Annotated in this window: 14 protein-coding genes; 5 read left to right on the top strand and 9 right to left on the bottom strand. The window is 50.7% G+C overall.

The window, feature by feature from the left end:
- The 3 genes from ACQY8X_RS07395 to ACQY8X_RS07385 all read left to right on the top strand — a co-directional run.
- Nucleotides 1-698, top strand: a 698-nt coding sequence (locus ACQY8X_RS07395; RefSeq protein WP_428034507.1) for an efflux RND transporter periplasmic adaptor subunit, incomplete at its 5' end; no start/stop codon positions are given.
- Nucleotides 699-700: 2 nt separating this feature from the next.
- Nucleotides 701-3,775: an efflux RND transporter permease subunit gene (locus ACQY8X_RS07390; protein ID WP_428034506.1), complete on the top strand. Its 3,075-nt coding sequence runs from the start codon at nucleotides 701-703 to the stop codon at nucleotides 3,773-3,775.
- A complete protein-coding gene (locus ACQY8X_RS07385) occupies nucleotides 3,772-5,082 on the top strand; it encodes a TolC family outer membrane protein (RefSeq protein ID WP_428034505.1) in 1,311 nt (436 codons plus the stop codon). Before ACQY8X_RS07390 ends, ACQY8X_RS07385 begins: the two co-directional genes overlap by 4 nt.
- A 90-nt stretch (nucleotides 5,083-5,172) precedes the next feature.
- Here ACQY8X_RS07385 and ACQY8X_RS07380 read toward each other — a convergent pair whose 3' ends face one another.
- Nucleotides 5,173-5,973: an ABC transporter substrate-binding protein gene (locus ACQY8X_RS07380; protein WP_428034504.1), complete on the bottom strand. Its 801-nt coding sequence runs from the start codon at nucleotides 5,971-5,973 to the stop codon at nucleotides 5,173-5,175.
- Between the two features lie 121 nt (nucleotides 5,974-6,094).
- Between ACQY8X_RS07380 and ACQY8X_RS07375 the strand changes: the two genes are divergently transcribed.
- Nucleotides 6,095-9,115: a sensor domain-containing protein gene (locus ACQY8X_RS07375; RefSeq protein WP_428034503.1), complete on the top strand. Its 3,021-nt coding sequence runs from the start codon at nucleotides 6,095-6,097 to the stop codon at nucleotides 9,113-9,115.
- A gap of 14 nt (nucleotides 9,116-9,129) precedes the next feature.
- Here ACQY8X_RS07375 and ACQY8X_RS07370 read toward each other — a convergent pair whose 3' ends face one another.
- From ACQY8X_RS07370 to ectA, 8 genes are all read right to left on the bottom strand, one after another.
- Complete coding sequence (locus ACQY8X_RS07370; RefSeq protein WP_428034502.1) at nucleotides 9,130-9,594, bottom strand: hypothetical protein; 465 nt, start codon at nucleotides 9,592-9,594, stop codon at nucleotides 9,130-9,132.
- A 106-nt stretch (nucleotides 9,595-9,700) separates the two neighbouring features.
- Nucleotides 9,701-11,050, bottom strand: a complete 1,350-nt coding sequence (mgtE, locus tag ACQY8X_RS07365; protein ID WP_428034501.1) for a magnesium transporter — start codon at nucleotides 11,048-11,050, stop codon at nucleotides 9,701-9,703.
- 213 nt (nucleotides 11,051-11,263) lie between these two features.
- Nucleotides 11,264-12,721 carry an aspartate kinase gene (locus tag ACQY8X_RS07360; RefSeq protein ID WP_428034500.1) on the bottom strand — a complete coding sequence of 486 codons (1,458 nt, stop codon included), beginning with the start codon at nucleotides 12,719-12,721 and terminating at the stop codon, nucleotides 11,264-11,266.
- A gap of 80 nt (nucleotides 12,722-12,801) precedes the next feature.
- Nucleotides 12,802-13,710 (bottom strand): ectoine hydroxylase, encoded by a 909-nt coding sequence (gene thpD, locus ACQY8X_RS07355; protein WP_428034499.1) that lies wholly within the window; start codon nucleotides 13,708-13,710, stop codon nucleotides 12,802-12,804.
- Nucleotides 13,711-13,733: 23 nt separating this feature from the next.
- The gene (locus ACQY8X_RS07350; protein ID WP_428034498.1) at nucleotides 13,734-14,138 is read right to left on the bottom strand and encodes an ectoine synthase; all 405 of its coding nucleotides are present in this window, start codon (nucleotides 14,136-14,138) and stop codon (nucleotides 13,734-13,736) included.
- 16 nt (nucleotides 14,139-14,154) lie between these two features.
- Nucleotides 14,155-14,289: a hypothetical protein gene (locus ACQY8X_RS07345; RefSeq protein WP_428034497.1), complete on the bottom strand. Its 135-nt coding sequence runs from the start codon at nucleotides 14,287-14,289 to the stop codon at nucleotides 14,155-14,157.
- A 96-nt stretch (nucleotides 14,290-14,385) separates the two neighbouring features.
- A complete protein-coding gene (ectB, locus tag ACQY8X_RS07340; RefSeq protein ID WP_428034496.1) occupies nucleotides 14,386-15,693 on the bottom strand; it encodes a diaminobutyrate--2-oxoglutarate transaminase in 1,308 nt (435 codons plus the stop codon).
- Nucleotides 15,694-15,745: 52 nt separating this feature from the next.
- Nucleotides 15,746-16,240 carry a diaminobutyrate acetyltransferase gene (gene ectA, locus ACQY8X_RS07335; RefSeq protein WP_428034495.1) on the bottom strand — a complete coding sequence of 165 codons (495 nt, stop codon included), beginning with the start codon at nucleotides 16,238-16,240 and terminating at the stop codon, nucleotides 15,746-15,748.
- A 226-nt stretch (nucleotides 16,241-16,466) separates the two neighbouring features.
- Here ectA and ACQY8X_RS07330 point away from each other — a divergent pair, with 226 nt between their 5' ends.
- Entirely contained in the window at nucleotides 16,467-16,961 is a 495-nt protein-coding gene (locus ACQY8X_RS07330) for a MarR family winged helix-turn-helix transcriptional regulator (RefSeq protein ID WP_428034494.1), read from the top strand.
- The last annotated feature ends 3 nt before the right edge of the window (nucleotides 16,962-16,964 follow it).

Below are 16,964 nucleotides of genomic sequence, written 5' to 3'. Positions count from 1 at the left end.
AGGATATGGATTCATCTCTGGCTCAGCTGCAGGTGGACCAGGCACAACAAGCGGTCGCTCAGACCCAGTTAGACAAAATGACCATCAACGCCCCATTTGATGGTGTTATCGGCCTGCGTAAATTCAGCCCCGGCGATTATGTCACCACGGGGCAGGACCTGGTCGAACTGACCGATATTAATACCATGAAGGTTGACTTCAAAGTACCGGAAAACCAGCTGCCGAATATCCGTATCGGACAGCAGATCAAAGTGCTGGTTGATGCCCTGCCGGGAGAAATCTTTGAAGGCACCATCTATGCCATCGCCCCCAGCGTTGATGAGCGCAGTCATAACATCGCTATCCGGGCTAAGATCGAAAACCGCGACAATCTGCTGCGTCCCGGTCTGTTTGCCCGCATTCAGATTATCCTCAGCACCGATGACAATGCGGTGATGGTTCCGGAAGAGGCAATCATTCCTCAGAACGACAGCTTCTTCGTCATGACGGTGACTGACGGAAAAATTGGTATGGCCCCGGTTAAACTGGGCCTGCGTCGCGATGGCGAAGTGAATATTGTTACGGGTCTCGCCCCTGGAGAGGTGATTGTCACAGCCGGTCAGATAAAACTGTTCCCTGGCTCTCCTGTCACGCCCATATTCGTTGACGGCACGGCAGAAAAACCCGCTCAGCCTTCGACTGAACAACCAGGAGCCTGAGCATGATCCTTTCTGAAATCAGTATCAAACGACCGGTACTGGCGACTGTTATGAGTCTGCTGATATTACTGGTCGGCGCAGTCTCTTACGACCGTTTGACGGTAAGGGAATATCCGAAGATCGACGTACCAGTGGTCACCGTTGAAACCAACTACCCCGGTGCCAGCTCATCGATTATAGAATCGCAGGTTACCCAGATTATTGAGGACTCGCTGTCCGGTATCGAAGGGGTGGATTACATCAGTTCGGTTAGCCGCTCGGGCAAAAGCCAGATCACCGTCACCTTTAAGCTGACCCGTGATCCTGATGATGCTGCCAGTGACGTACGTGACCGGGTTGGTCGGGTACGGGGCGCCCTGCCCGATGACGTTGAAGAGCCGATCACCGCCAAAACGGAAGCGGATGCGCAACCGGTGTTCTGGCTGGCGCTCTCCTCCGATAACCACAGTATGATGGAAATCTCGCAGATTGCAGACAAGATGGTTAAAGATCCTCTGCAAACCGTTGATGGCGTTGCCAACGTTATGCTGTTCGGTGACCGCCGCTTTGCGATGCGCATCTGGCTGGACCCTGCTCGTATGGCTGCTTATAAGGTCATCCCTCAGGATATTGAAAACGCCCTGCGCAGTCAGAACGTAGAGATTCCTGCTGGTCGTATCGAAAGTAGCCAGCGGGAGTTCAGTGTCCTGGCGAAAACCGACCTGAACACGATCGAACAGTTTGAAAACATTATCATCCGCAATGACAACAACTATGCGGTGAAAGTCCGTGATGTCGCCCGGGTGGAGATCGCGCCAGAAGATGAACGCCGGAAGTCTCGCTTTAGAGGTAAATCTGCTGTCGCGCTGGGGGTGGTAAAACAATCAACCGCAAACCCGCTTGATGTATCAAACGGCATTCAGGAACGCCTGCCACAGATCAAAGCAGCACTGCCGGAAGGAGTGAATGTCGACATCGCCTACGACTCCTCTGTCTTTATTTCTGAGTCGATCAAGTCGGTATTCAAAACAATCCTGGAAGCCAGCATCCTGGTGGTTGCGGTTATCTTTTTCTTCCTGAGAAACCTGCGGGCAACGCTGATTCCGATATTAACCATCCCTCTGTCACTGATCGGCAGTTTTGCCCTGATGCTGATGTTGGGTTTCAGTATTAACACCCTGACGCTGCTGGCAATGGTTCTGGCAATAGGTTTGGTGGTGGACGACGCTATCGTCATGCTGGAAAACATCTACCGCCATATTGAGGAGGGGCTATCGCCTATTCAGGCGGCTTTCAAAGGCAGTAAAGAGATCGGCTTTGCGGTTATTGCCACAACGATGACACTGGTGGCCGTGTTTGCTCCGGTAGCCTTTACGCCGGGACGCACCGGTAAGTTGTTCACCGAATTTGCTCTGACCCTGGCAGGCGGTGTGCTGGTATCCGGCTTTATAGCACTGACTCTGTCACCCATGATGTGCTCTCGCCTGCTGCATCATGAAAAACGCCACAGCGCGATCTTCAATCTGATTGAAGGCTGGATTCTGGGCTTGACTGAGGGCTATCAGTCACTGCTGAAAAAAGTACTCAAATCCCGACTACTGGCCATACTGATCATGGCCGTCAGCCTTGGCGGCGCTGGCCTGCTATACACTAAACTGCCACAGGAACTGGCGCCGGTCGAAGACCGGGGCACCATTCTGGCGATGTCAATCTCCCCTGATGGCGCATCGGTGGACTATGTCGACCGCTATGCCAGACAGGTAGAGGGGATGATTGCAAAGCAACCCTCTGGCAACCGTTACTTTACTATTGTCGGTTTCCCTACTGAAACCAACTCAATGACCTTCCTCGGCCTTAAGCCCTGGGACGAAAGGACACAGAAGCAGCAGAGTATCGTTGCCGAACTGACACCTCAGCTGTTTGGTGGCGTCACCGGTACCATGTCATTTGCCATGAACCCTCCGTCTCTGGGACAAAGCTTTGTTTCCCGGCCAGTAGAGTTCATTATCAAATCGAATACGGATTATGCTGAGCTGAAAACCATTTCTGACCAGCTGATGGCGCGGATCTTAAAAAACCCTGGGTTTGTACAGCCTGATATTGACCTGAAGCTAAACAAGCCGGAACTGTCACTCAATGTGAACCGCGAGCAAGCATCAGAGATGGGGCTGGATATCAACCTGATCGGCCGTAGTATCGAAACCTATATGGCGAGCCGTGATGTGACCCGCTTTAAGAAAGAGGGTGAGCAGTACGACGTTATCCTTCAGGTTGAGCCAGACCAGCGGAAAAGTCCCGGTGATCTCAGTAACCTGTATCTGCGTACCAACGACAACAATATGGTACAGCTAAGCTCGGTAGTAGACATTAAAGAGAGTGTCGCGCCGAAAGAGCTGAACCACTTTGATAAGATGAAATCGGTTAAGTTTCAGGCTATTCTGGCACCCGGTTACAGTCTGAAAGAGGCTCTGGACTTCCTCGAACAGCAGATGGCAGAGATCAGCCCGGAAACACTGTACGATTTCGGCGGACAGTCGCGTGAATTTAAAGAGTCAGGCAGTGGCCTGGTGGTGACCGCGGCGCTGGCTCTGATCTTCACCTTCCTGGTTCTGGCGGCACAGTTTGAAAGCTTCCGCAACCCGATGATCATTATGCTCTCGGTTCCCCCGGCACTGTTCGGAGGCCTTTTTGCTCTGTATTACTCCGGCGGCAGTCTGAGTATTTACAGCCAGATCGGTCTGATAACCCTGATTGGCCTGGTGACGAAGCACGGTATTCTGATTGTGGAGTTTGCCAACCAGCTTCAGGATCAGGGACGCGAACTGCAGGATGCTATTATTGAATCGGCAACCCTGCGTTTACGTCCGATTCTGATGACCACCGGTGCCATGGTACTCGGCACCCTGCCGCTGGCCATAGCCGTTGGTGCAGGCGCGGAAAGCCGTCAGCAGATCGGCTGGGTAATTGTGGGTGGTCTGACCTTTGGTACCCTGTTAACCTTATTTATAGTACCAACGGTATACAGTTATCTGGGACGGCGTCTGTTCAAAAAAGTAGAGCCGGACTATCAACTAATGGAACAAGGATCAGAGCAGTGAAAGCAACTCAACGTACAATACACCGTACTCTGCTGGCCGCAGCCATCAGCTGTGCCCTGATTGCTCCGCAGGTAAACGCCGGAGCGCTGACAGATATCTACCAGCAGGCCCTTGATCAGGATCCACAGCTGAAATCCGCTGAAGCTGCATCGAAAGCCGGAGCTGAAGCCCTGCCACAAAGCCGGGCGGGGTTGCTGCCGAGTATTTCGCTGACCGGCAATACCACCTGGATTGAAGCAGAAACGGTAAACTACAATAACCACGGCTATACCGTGAGTCTGAGCCAGCCACTCTTTTCAGCGTCTTCCTGGTTTACCTATCAACAGGGTATCGCACAGTCTGAAGTTGCCAGCCTGCAGTTCGACCAGGCTCAGCAAAATCTGATTCTGCGGGTAATTGACAGCTATCTGGGGGTGCTGCGGGCACAGACCACGCTGGAAACATCTCAAGCACAGGAGCGCGCAATCAAACGTCGCCTGGATCAGGTCAACGCGCAGTTTGATGTCGGCCTGATCGCCATTACCGATGTTCAGGAAGCTCAGGCGACCTATGACAATGCTAAGGTTGCCAGAATTCTGGCTGAAGGTGATCTGGACAACAGTTTCCAGGGACTGGAGCGACTCACGGGACAACCTGTGGGCACAATCGATCCACTCTCTAAAGAGTATCCGATTGAAAACATCTCCCCCATTGAGCCCCAGGCCTGGCTGGAAAAAGCCATGGCCGGAAACCTGTCGTTGAAAGTCGCGGAAGCGAATACTGAAGCTGCCCGGCGTCAGGCACAGGCTGCCTCAAGCGGACATCTTCCAACCCTGTCGCTAACCGCCAGCTATGACCGCGACAAAGGTAAACCAACCGGTAACAGTGGTTGGGAAGAGACCAACCAGATTGGCCTGACCCTGTCGGTACCCATTTTCTCCGGCGGTGCGACCAGCTCTAAAAGCCGCCAGGCTGAATATGGCTTTGCTCAGGCACGTTTTAATCAGGATGACGCCCTCAGAGGCGTGACCCAGGAAGTGCGTAACCTGTTGCGTAATCTGCAGACCAACGTCCTCAGCGTCGCCGCCCGTAAGCAAAGCATCCTCTCCAGCGAGACAGCCTTGCGAGCCACAGAAGAGGGCTTCAATGTCGGTACACGAAATGTTGTCGATGTGCTGCAGGCGGAGCAGCAGCTCTATTCTGCTCAGCGGGACTATGCCAATGCGCGATTCGACTATATCCAGAACCTGTTCAGCTTTAAGCAACAGATCGGCACCCTCAGCCCTGAAGATGTTATCGGTCTGGACCAGTGGATGCAGGCAAAATAAGCAAACCCGGAGTAGCAAAAAGGCTGATGGTTTAAACCATCAGCCTTTTTTGTTGCTTGATTGCGTTGTTGATTAGCAGAAACCTGCTCGTTACTCGGTAACCACGATCTCACTTAAGCCATTTTTTTCTGCAAACTGGTAAAGCTTGCCGGTTTTCTTCATCTGCAGCAAAAAAGCATCAACCTCTTCTAACCATGCCATCTCTCCTTTAGGCACAGCATAGGCGTAATAGGTTTTAGCCAGCGGCACTGGGGGAGCAAATAACACCGCCCATTCGGTTAAAGCGGTCATTCGCTTACCGTAGGGGTAATCGGTCATAAAGACATCCCCTCTGCCACTCAGCACCTCCTGCTCTCGCGCTTTAAAGCTGTCCACGACCGCCACTTCAGCATGCTTAAACGCTTGCTTAACCACAGGCTCCATATAGGTACCTTTTTGCACCACGGCGATAACGCCCACCTGGTCAATATCTTCCCAGCGGGTCACTTCAGCATTGTCTTTCGTGCCAACAGCGTAGATTCCACTGGCGAGATAAGGCTGGGAAAACTCCATGTAAGGCTTGCGGCTATCTCTAATACCGACACCGTGCATAGCGATATCACAGGCATCTTTTTCCAGATTAGAAACCAGTTGCGAAAAAGAGCTCTCAATAAATGTCAGCTTAACCCCAAGACTACTGGCCAGCTCATGGGCCATATCAATATCGATCCCTTCCAACTGCTGCGTACGGGGATTGCGATAGCTGATGGTGAAGTAATCGGGCCATATACACACTCTGATCTCACCGGTACGCTTAATTTTTTCTGCCCGTTCACTGGCGATGGCACTGTTCATTAACGCCACCAGAAGAGATAATGCTACGCAAAACAGAGTTTTTAATTTGTTGTTCATCGTTTTTAGATCCGGCTTAAACTGTCTGAAATCAATTAACTTCTAAGCGCTCATGTATTTCAAGTGTTTATCTGAGATATGATCGTATTTGTTCCGCTTCTTTGATACGAGTTGTAATTTGATGCGAAGTAGTCACCCAAAGAAGCCCCCCTCTTTTGCCAGATGGATCTATGGGGGGTTGTTAGCAACCACCCTGTTATTTATCACCGTACTCTGGTTTAGCTTTACCCAGAGTATCAATGAGCGAAATCAACGCTCGGCGCTGTATGCACGCATGATCGAGGGTACTATAAGCCGAACGCTGGAAGGCCTCGAGATCAGTCTCATTTCATTATCTGAAGACCTCAACGAAGGTGATCTGGGGCCGGGCCATGTGATCAGAATCCGCGATAAAGCGCTGAAAATGCTGAAGTTTGCCCCCCAGCTCAGACAGATTACCGTGGTCAGAGGGGAAAAAACCCTCATCGATACTCATAACACCATAGCGAAAAATATTAACCTCAATATCTTAGGGCTTAATCAGCCCGGCCACCGTTCTGCTTCATTAGGGCTGATAATCGGTAACGCATTGAAGGGGCGCTTCCTGCCTCTGCAGGGCACGTTTCCAGATGAAGCGAGTTTGCGTGAACTGATACCTGTTGCGATTGCAACCCGATCTCTTACGGGCGAGAGGTTGCTGATTATTGCAACCTTTAATCCGAACTATATTAACCGCTATATCGACGATCTTGACCTTGAGCAAAGTGACAGAGTCTACCTGACGGACCTTAGCGGTAATACGCTTATTCAACGAGGTTTATACGGCCCTAACAGACAATATATTATCCCCGAACTGCAGACAATCTTATCAACCGGCGCCGATGAGGATCTGGTCAACCACTCATTTGGCCCCATCCCCTTAAATACAACAGCAATCAGACTACTCAACAAGTACCCCCTGGCGGTTGCTATCGTGGTCAATCATCAGGGGTCTTTTCGACTTTGGCTGGAACAAAAGCGCAGCTTGCTACTGATTTTGCTTGTGTCCGTTATTATTCTGATTGTCGGCTCACTCTTTACCGTTCGTAACGGACGAAAGGCGTTGCAGATGAAAGCCGAGGTAGATCTGCTGTCAGAAGTGGTCGAACACAGCCCCACGGTTATTGTCATTACTAATCCGGATGGCGTGATTGAATACGTCAATAGCTGTTTCGAATCCGTGACGGGCTATCGTAAAGATGAAGTCATCGGACACAATCCCCGACTGCTGAAGTCGGGCGAAACATCGGACGCCGAGTATGCCAGAATGTGGCAGGCCCTCACCGCCGGTGAGACCTGGAATGGTGAATTTCACAATAAACATAAAGACGGAAGCTTATATTGGGAGCGGTCATCCATCGGCCCGCTGGTTGATGAGACGGGAGAGATCACCCACTATATCGCCCTGAAACAACCGATAACCGATGAGAAAAATGCGCAGGAGAAACTGCGACTGGCATCTGCAGTATTCAGTGTTGCGGCAGAGGCTATTGTGGTGACAGATAATCAAAATCGCATTCAGATGGTTAACGAATCATTCGAGCAGATAACCGGATACACAGAAGCCGAGGTACTGGGCAAAACACCGTCAATATTGAAGTCAGGTGAACATAGCCCGGCATTTTATCGGGAGATGTATCGCAAGCTGGAGGAGTATCGTGGCTGGGAAGGCGAAATCTGGAATAAGCGTAAAAATGGAGAGATCTATCCCCAATGGCTAACGATCTCCTCCCGCTATAGCCCCGCAGGAGTACTTGAGGGCTATGTTGCGCTGTTCAGTGATATAACCCAGCGTAAGCATAATGAAGCGATTATCATCCACCAGGCAAATTATGACGCCCTGACCGGGTTGCCCAACCGACACCTGTTTGAAGACCGCTTAAAACAGGCGCTGGCACTCTCTGATCGCAGCCGGACTCAAAGCGCCCTGCTGTTTATCGACCTGGACCGGTTCAAGTATGTCAACGACACCTTTGGTCACCTTGCCGGTGACCTGTTACTGAAGCAGGTGGCGCAACGGATTGGAGCCTGTCTGCGAAAGAGCGATACGGTTTCCCGTCTCGGAGGAGACGAGTTTGCCGTGGTCATCAACGAGCTACACAACCTGTCTGCCATAGAGCATATTGCCCAGAAAATTCTGCAGAGCCTGGCCAGGCCTTACCTGCTTGAACACAATGAAGCCTATATCTCCTGCAGTATTGGTATCGCCATCTATCCTGATAATGGCGCAGACTCAGAACGTCTGCTGCTTAATGCCGATAATGCCATGTACAAAGCCAAAGAAAGAGGCCGGAATACCCGGGAGTATTTTAACCAGCAACTCAATGAAGAGTCACAACGTCGCAGCCTGTTAGAGCAAGACCTTTACAAAGCTATCGAACGAGACGAGCTCTATCTTGTATACCAGCCAATCTGGTCGATCGACGGCTCACGAATTGAGTCTGTAGAAGCACTGATCCGCTGGCAACACCCTGAACGCGGTATCATCTCCCCCTCAGAGTTTATTCCCATCGCGGAAGAATCAACGCTGATACACACGATCGGTAAATGGGTGATCAGGGAAGCCTGCCGGTTTACCCGAACGCTTGCCGATAACGCGGGGAATCCGCCCAGGGTCAGTATCAACATTTCCAGTTGTCAGTTTCTCAGAGGCGACGTTGAGGTACAGCTGACTGAAGAGATTACCGCTCTTAAACTGGCGGGCACAGCGCTGATTGTTGAAATAACTGAAAGCATTCTGCTACTCGAAGAGCAGAAGATATACCAGCAACTGCAGTCGATAGTGGCGATGGGAATTGATATTGCAGTAGACGATTTTGGCACGGGTTATTCGTCGCTCAGCTATCTGAAGAAATATCCGGTGCAACGGCTGAAAATTGATAAGTCCTTTATTGATGACCTGGAATCCAACGAAGATACCCGTTCACTGGTATCAGGAATGATCTCACTGGCTGACTCACTATCCCTGAAAACGGTCATCGAAGGGGTTGAAACCCAGGGGCAGCTTGAGCTGCTGCGTCAGTTCGGTTCACCGATGATACAGGGTTATCTGTTAGCCAGACCGATGACCGGAGATAAGCTGTTAACCCTGCTGCAAAAGAAGGCGACAGCGGGACAATCGTAGATTTACCCTCAGATTCAATTGTTCAGGCTATCCCGAATCACATCGAGACGCTCTTTCAGCTCTTCTTGATCCTGCATCTGATTAAGTTCAACCGTGCTTTTGGCCGAGTGGGACTCGGCGCGTTGCAGCGCATTATTCAGATCGTTAAGACTAACCTTAATTGCCTGGTAGATTTTCAGGTCTACGGTGTCCAGCGTGTCCAGGGCATCAGCCGCCTGCATCATCAACGCAGGCAGTGTTTCCAGCAGGGTATGCTCAATTGATTTTTCTTCCAGTTGCGACTGCAACCGGGATCTGTCGGCCAGCCAGTTTTCCAGTTGCTGTCTCTCATCGGGGGTGAGTGCCGCAGCTACATGGGGTGCTAACCGGTCAACCTGAGCATGAAAGGAGGTCACCAGCAGCCGCTGCTCTTCGCCGGTATCGGGATCATTAAATACCCGAACACATTTTATCGTCTCTCCCAGTGTAATAAATTCCATTACTTACCTCTTTTAATATGCGCATTATTGAGATCATCTAAACAGACCTTTATGGCTGCTCTCATCGCTTTCGCTGTAGCGTGACCAAACCTGCCCATAGACAGACTCAGATTAGCAATTTCGCCAGCCCCAGGAAGGAAAAGAAACCGATAGCATCAGTAAAGGTTGTCAGTACTACACTGCCTGCAACAGCCGGATCAATAGACATGCGTTGCAGAATCAACGGAATGAAAACACCACCAATTACGCCGGTTACCAAAACGATCAGCAGGGCCATACCAAACACCGCGCCCAGCATCGGATCACCAAACCAGTATAGTGCGATAGCCGCCACCACAAGCGCCCAGACAACGCCATTCAGAAATACCACAGAGGCCTCATGGGCAATCAGCTGGGCGATATTGGTGCGGCCAATCTGATTCAGAGCCAGCCCCCGGGTAACCAGGGTCAGTGTTTGTGAACCGGCCACCCCGCCCATACTGGCAACCACTGGCATCAGTACCGCCAGGGCGATCAGTTGTTCAATTACCGCTTCAAATAAACCGATAACCCAGGCGGCAACAAAGGCAGTAATCAGATTGATCCCCAGCCAGTAACCCCGCTTGTAAGCACTGGTTAAAACCGGAGAAAACATATCCGCATTACTTTCCAGACCCGCCGAACGCAACATCTTATCGTCGGCCTGCTCCTGAATCACATCAACCACATCATCGATGGTGATACGGCCTAATAAGCGATAGTTATGATCGACCACCGGAGCGGAGAGCAGATCACAATCCTGAAATATCCGCGCCACTTTATCCTGACTGGCATCGACGGGTATCGCCTGATAGTTTTGCTCCAGAATATCAGCCACGAGGGTGTCAGTCGGCAGAGAAACCACTTCACTGAGGGGTAACACCCCTAACAGTTTATTAGTTCGATCCACGACCATTAAACTGTCTAACTGCTGGGGCATCTCGCCCTCTTTTTTCCGCAACAGTCGCAGATAGCGCAACACCGACAAGATCGACACATCGGCTCTCACCGCCGTGGTATCGGTATCCATCAAACCACCGGCGGTGTTATCAGGGTAATGTTTAACACTGTTATAGCGACGCTTACGCAGCTCGTTCATGGCGGCGATCATCGCATTGATAACCGTGCCGGGAAGGTCCTCATCAATATCGGCCAGCTCATCCGGCTGTAGCAGGAATAAACTCTCTAACAGCTGATCCTCTGGGGTGTTATCGATGAGAAACTGGCGCACTTTCCCGTGTACACTCTTGAGTACACCGGCACGTTTCTGTACATCGAGGCAGGCCCAGATATCGCAGCGATTTTCTGGCGTCGTTGCCTCAATCAGACGGGCAGTTTCACTGCTGCTGACCTCAGCCAGCAAGTTATTAAGCGTAACATCGTCCTGTCGCTCTATCGCTTCATGGATCTGATCAATACGCAGATTCACCTGAGACATTCACCCTACTCCCGTTTCATAAACGCCCTGAACGATCCAGTCAGCGGACTAGCCAGCAACATCGGCCGCCGGCTAATAATTATCCGTAACGGTGTGCTGAACACTGTACCGCGCAGCCTGCGGTAAAGATCTCTATTTTTACCTTTATTGATAATATTTTCACCTCCTGAGAGGCAGCCGTTGCCTGCGATATCGCACAACGGCATAACGGATTTAGTTGAGCCGAGGAGCAGGATAACCTGCCAGACAGATCGCCCGACCGTGATCATGCACCTCCACCAGCGCTTTATGCAGACTCTTCACTGCACAGGCATAGTCGGCCTCGTCAATCACAAACTGCATATCAACCTGCCGCATCGACTGGTGAATCGCCAGCACACTGATATTGCCTTCAGCAATCGCAGATACCGCTTTGGCGAGAATACCTGGCACTTCCATATCACTGCCAATAGCAGAAACGATGGATACCTTTTTCTGATCCAGCTCGGCCTCGGGAAAACGCTCCTCCAGCGCAGTGCGAATACGTTTTACGGTTTTCAGGTTGGTCGACAGGTAGTGAGTAATGGTGTTGGCATTGACATCTTTAGAAACAATAGGCGCACGAAAGCGTTTAATCAGGGCTAAAATTTCCCGGTCATAGTCTTCAATACTGCCCGCCATATCCTGGTCAAATAGCTCAAGCGCATAGACACCCTTGCAACCAGCAATGATCTCAACCCGGGGCGTGCTGCTAACATAGTCTCCGGTAATCAGGGTTCCGGTATGCTCCGGCTCGAAGGTGTTTTTTACCCGCAATGGTACATTATGCTGGCGCAGGCCTTTCGCAGCTTTCGGGTGGATCGCCTCCATCCCCAGATTGGCCAGCTGATCGGCGACATCATAATTAGTCCGTCCAATCGGTACCGCATTCTCCTCTCCGACAATACGCGGGTCAGCACTACTGAGGTGAAACTCTTTATGAATAACCGCTTCCCGGGCATGGGTCAGCACCGCCAGGCGGCTGAAAGTCATCTCGCTATAACCACGATCAAACGAGGACATCAGACCATCGGCACTGTGAGCATAACCGGTCACCACCGGTAGTTGCGCATCCAGATTAATATTCTGAAAGGCGGAACGGATCCGGTCATCCAGCGACACATGGCGATTAGTGTCCCAGCCGGTCAGATCGATGTAACAGGCATTCACCCCATCTCGCTTCAGCAGCTCAACCATATTCCAGGCACTATGCGCCTCACCTATGCTGGCCAGCATCTCCCGCACCGTTGCCAGATGCGCATCCAGCGCAAAGTGACCATGCATGCACAGGCTGTGCAGATCAGTGAGACATTTCTGCGCCTCCTGCAGCCGTTCATCAATAAAGTTATTCGCCCGGATCACCTGCTCGCCTTTGCCGAACAGCTGCAGGTTCAGGTCATACATCTCACATTTAAGCTGTTCCAGCGCCTGTAACCAGCTTTTATCTTCGATGCTGCTGGCAAACAAACCGTACACCCCCGGGCGTCCGCTTTTTTTATGTTCCAGCAGCTTATCCGTCATTCCACCATAGGCTGAAACAACAAATACCCGCTGATACAGGGTGTCGGGGTCAGAGGGTTTAAAAATGATATTATCCCGGACCGACACATAATCAGACATCGATGTGCCGCCGATCTTTTCTATAGTATGCATAACTCTCAAATTTTCAGGTTATAAGATGGTTGCAGACATAAATTGCCTGTTTAACGTGAGCCGTACAGGCGGCTCACAGATTAGTCGACAACCGGAAGCGCGATAATACGTTCGCGACTGCAGATATACTCTGGACGGGGAGGCTGGTCACAAAATGGCTCAACAACCCGATTGCTCAGTGCGTTATAAACAAAGAAAACGTTAGAACGCGGCTCAGGGGTGATGTTACCGTTTGATCCATGCATGACATTACAGTCAAACACAATAACACTGCCCGGTTTACATTTAACGCTGACAATTCCGCCAGATGCAGCCATCTGTTTCAGCTGATCATCCGAAGGGACACCGTATTCCTGCTTTTTCAGTGAGGCTTGAAAATGATTTTCAGGAGTCTCTCCGGCACAGGCGGCATATTTCTGGTGCGACCCCGGCAGCAGCATTAGCGGTCCGTTATAGTCGAAGTTTTCCGTCAGTGTGATCGACATACTCAGCGCCCGCATCCGCGGCATGCCATCCTCCACATGCCAGGTTTCAAAATCCGAGTGCCAGTAGAACTCCTTACCACGCAAGCCTGGCTTGTAATTCAGGCGGGACTGATGGATATACACCTCATCATTGAGAATATAGCGAGCCAGATCTGCCAGACGAGGGTCCGCCGCCAGCTTTTTAAACAACGGGCTGTTCTCATGCACCTGAAACACCGAGCGTACTTCACCACTTTCGGGTTCAGTAATGGTTTCGCCGGACTGCTCCACAGTACTATCATTGCGCAGCCGCTCCAGTTCCTGCTGAAACAGCCTTACTTCAATGGGGGAGAACAGCTCTTCCAGCACCATATAACCCTGCTCAGCATACTCATTTATCTGCTGCTCAGGGAGCGGTGCAACTCTGCCCTTAGGCGCGTAAACCGTAGGGTCCTGTCGTGGGGTAAACTGATGAACGCCCTGTCGTGAGGGGTAGGCATCTTCATGCTTTTGCTGAGCCGACATAAACATTCCTTTCATATTCATAATCAGGCCGTCACTGCTTCTGCACTCAGCTCATAAGCACCTTCCGCGTTATGCACCTCTTTGCCATTTAGTGGCGGGTTGAAGACACAGGCCATCTGCATCTCTTCAAATGCGCGTAATATGTGTTTATCGTTCTTATCCAGGACATACAGCGTGCCCGGTTTAATCGGGTATTTCTTACCCTCTGGTACGGTTTCTATCTCGCCTGCACCGGAGATGCAGTAAACCGACTCCAGATGGTTTTGATAATGCATACCAAAATCGGCATATTTATAAATAGTGGTGATATGGAAAGAGAACCCCATATTGTCATCTTTCAACAGCATCCGCGTGCTTTCCCAATTACCATCGGGCGATACGATACGACGATTACTCTGCTCGGCGGTGGCTAAATCACGTACAATCATTTTGTTTCCTCTTTATTCAGTTATTCTGCGTTTCTGTTTCGGGCGTCAGGGCGATAACCATATCTTCACTACCAGACACCGTGACCATCTCATCTGCCGGTATCAGCAAACTCTGGGCTGACGTCAGCCGATAGCGCCGGGAACGGGACACCACCCGGATCAGCCCCGAACCACTAAGACAGTGAAGCCTGTAGTTACACGCCTGCTGACGTTCGGGGAGCAGTAGCCGCTCCCTGCGGCGCCATCTTTAGCTGGCCAGACCGACCTGATCAAAGTATTTCTTCTGTTCCATAAAGCCATCCTCTTTGGCACAGACTTCACGAATAGCGTTCTCCAGAATATCGATACCGGCTTTCAGATTGTCCATGCTGATAATCAGAGGGCAGAGAAGTTTGATGACCTGGTCATCCGCACCACTGGTTTCGATCATCAGACCATTCTGGAACGCTTTAGAGGTGATCTTGTCTGCCAGTTCACCACTGACACAGTTGATACCCTGGAACATTCCCCGCCCCCGGGTAGAGAAGTTACCATCGCCATACTCTGTGGCTATCTGTTCCAGGCGTTCTGTGACATACCGGCCTTTCATCTGCACATCTTTAGCAAAGGAATCATCGGACCAGTAACAGTCAATCGCCGCTTTTGCGGTAATAAAGGCAAAGTTGTTACCCCGGAAGGTGCCGTTATGCTCACCCGGTTTCCACTGATCCAGTTCCGGACTGAACAGCACCACAGCAAATGGAAGCCCATAGCCACCCAGAGATTTTGACAGGGTAACGATATCCGGTTTGATTCCCGCCTCTTCAAAGCTGAAGTAGGTACCGGTGCGGCCACAACCGGCCTGAATATCATCGACAATCAGCAAAACATCATGCTTGCGACATACTTTTTCCAGCTGTTGCAACCAGCTGAAACTGGCAGCATTGATGCCCCCCTCACCCTGAACAGTTTCAACAATAACGGCAGCAGGCTTATCAATACCGCTACTGGAGTCGCTCAGAACCTTATCCAGATACAGGGTGGTATCAATATCATCGCCCAGATAACCGTCATAGGGCATCCGGCTGACACCGCTCAGGCTGACACCCGCTGCACCCCGATGATGCGAATTACCGGTCGCCGCCAGCGCGCCCATCGTGACACCGTGGAAGCCATTGGTAAAACTGATCACATTTTCACGGCCAGTGATATTACGCGCCAGCTTCAGCGCCGCCTCGACAGCATTCGTTCCGGTAGGGCCGGTAAACTGCATCACATAGTTAAGACCGCGGGGTTTAAGAATTTTTTCATTAAACGCTTCAAGAAACTCGCCTTTAGCCTTGGTATGCAGATCCAGGCCGTGGGTGATACCGTCGGAATGGATATACTCCAGCAGTTTCTCTTTAAACATCGGGTTATTGTGACCGTAATTAAGCGTTCCGGCGCCGGCGAGAAAATCCAGATAGCGGGTGCCATCTTCATCATAGAGATATTCTCCCTGCGCCTTATTGAAGACACGTGGAAACGAACGGGCATAGGACTGAACTTCAGATTCAATCTGTTCAAAAATTTTCATAAAAGCACTCTTAGTAAGAATTAGTGGATAATTTATATCGAACTACGAAATATTATTTTTGGACGGGTCCAATACGGACCAGGAACTCTGAATCGTGCTGATCATTAAAGTGGGTCACACGATCAAATATCAGAGCGCGCTCAAGAGGCGCATTGCACTGGTCTGCCAGACGGGTAAACAACGCCCAGGATGGAGCGTTATCTGCGGTAATGGTGGTCTCAACATGAGACACCGAACGGCTTGCAGCTGATGCCAGCAAAGTCAGTAGCATCTTTGTTGCAAGCCCACAACCACGGGCATCAGGAGAAACAGCCACCTGCCAGACAAAGAGTGTGTCAGCTGCCTGCGGCTTACGATAGCCACTGATAAAGCCAACCACCTGCCCCTGATGCTCAGCGAGTATCGAGGTCTCGGAAAAATGGCTGCACTGCAGCAGGTTGCAGTAGCATGAGTTACTGTCGAGTTCGGGGATGTGATTGATAAGTTGATTCACTGCATAACCATCAGCAGCTGTGGGGTTGCGTAAAAATACGCTTGAGATATCCATTGTCCCTCTAATATTTAGAATTACATTTATTTAGCTTTACTAATTACTTTTATATTATAAAACATACTAACAAGCGTTAAACAACCCATATATGTGGTTATTTAGAATACACCCCTCAAAAAATATATTTAGCCATACAAATTATTAGCTTGGATCAACTATGATTTTGTGGAAAAAAAGCTGCAAATTCCGTAGAATGACCAACCACTTCAAGTCAGGACAGGCCATGGAAAACAGCCAGAAAGCACTGGTACTGCTGCGTCAGATTATTCGTTCAACCGATATGCAGGATAAGGAGATCAGCCGCAGCACCGGGGTAACCCCACCACAATTAATGGTGATGCAGACGCTGCGGCAAAATACCCAGCTAACCACGGGCGAGCTGGCCAAAGAGATGGTGCTGACCCAGGCAACAGTGACCAGCATTCTGGACCGACTGGAAAAGAAAGAATTGATATCCCGCGAACGCGGCAAGGAAGACAAACGCAAGGTTTGGGTCAGCCTGACAGAAACCGGCAACGAGCTGATGAAAGGTGCCCCGACAACACAGCAGGACATCTTTGTGAGAAACTTTGAGGATATGCAGAACTGGGAACAGTCGATGATTGTGTCAAGTCTGGAGCGGATCGCCTTCATGCTTAACGCTCAGCATCTCGACGCCGCCCCCCTACTGGATATAGGCGAGCTGGACCGCTCCCAGCAGGACTACTCAAAAAACTAAGTC

This window comes from Amphritea sp. (assembly GCF_050300915.1).
Taxonomy (GTDB): Bacteria; Pseudomonadota; Gammaproteobacteria; order Pseudomonadales; family Balneatricaceae; genus Amphritea.
This window is presented reverse-complemented; position numbering and strand designations above follow the sequence as displayed.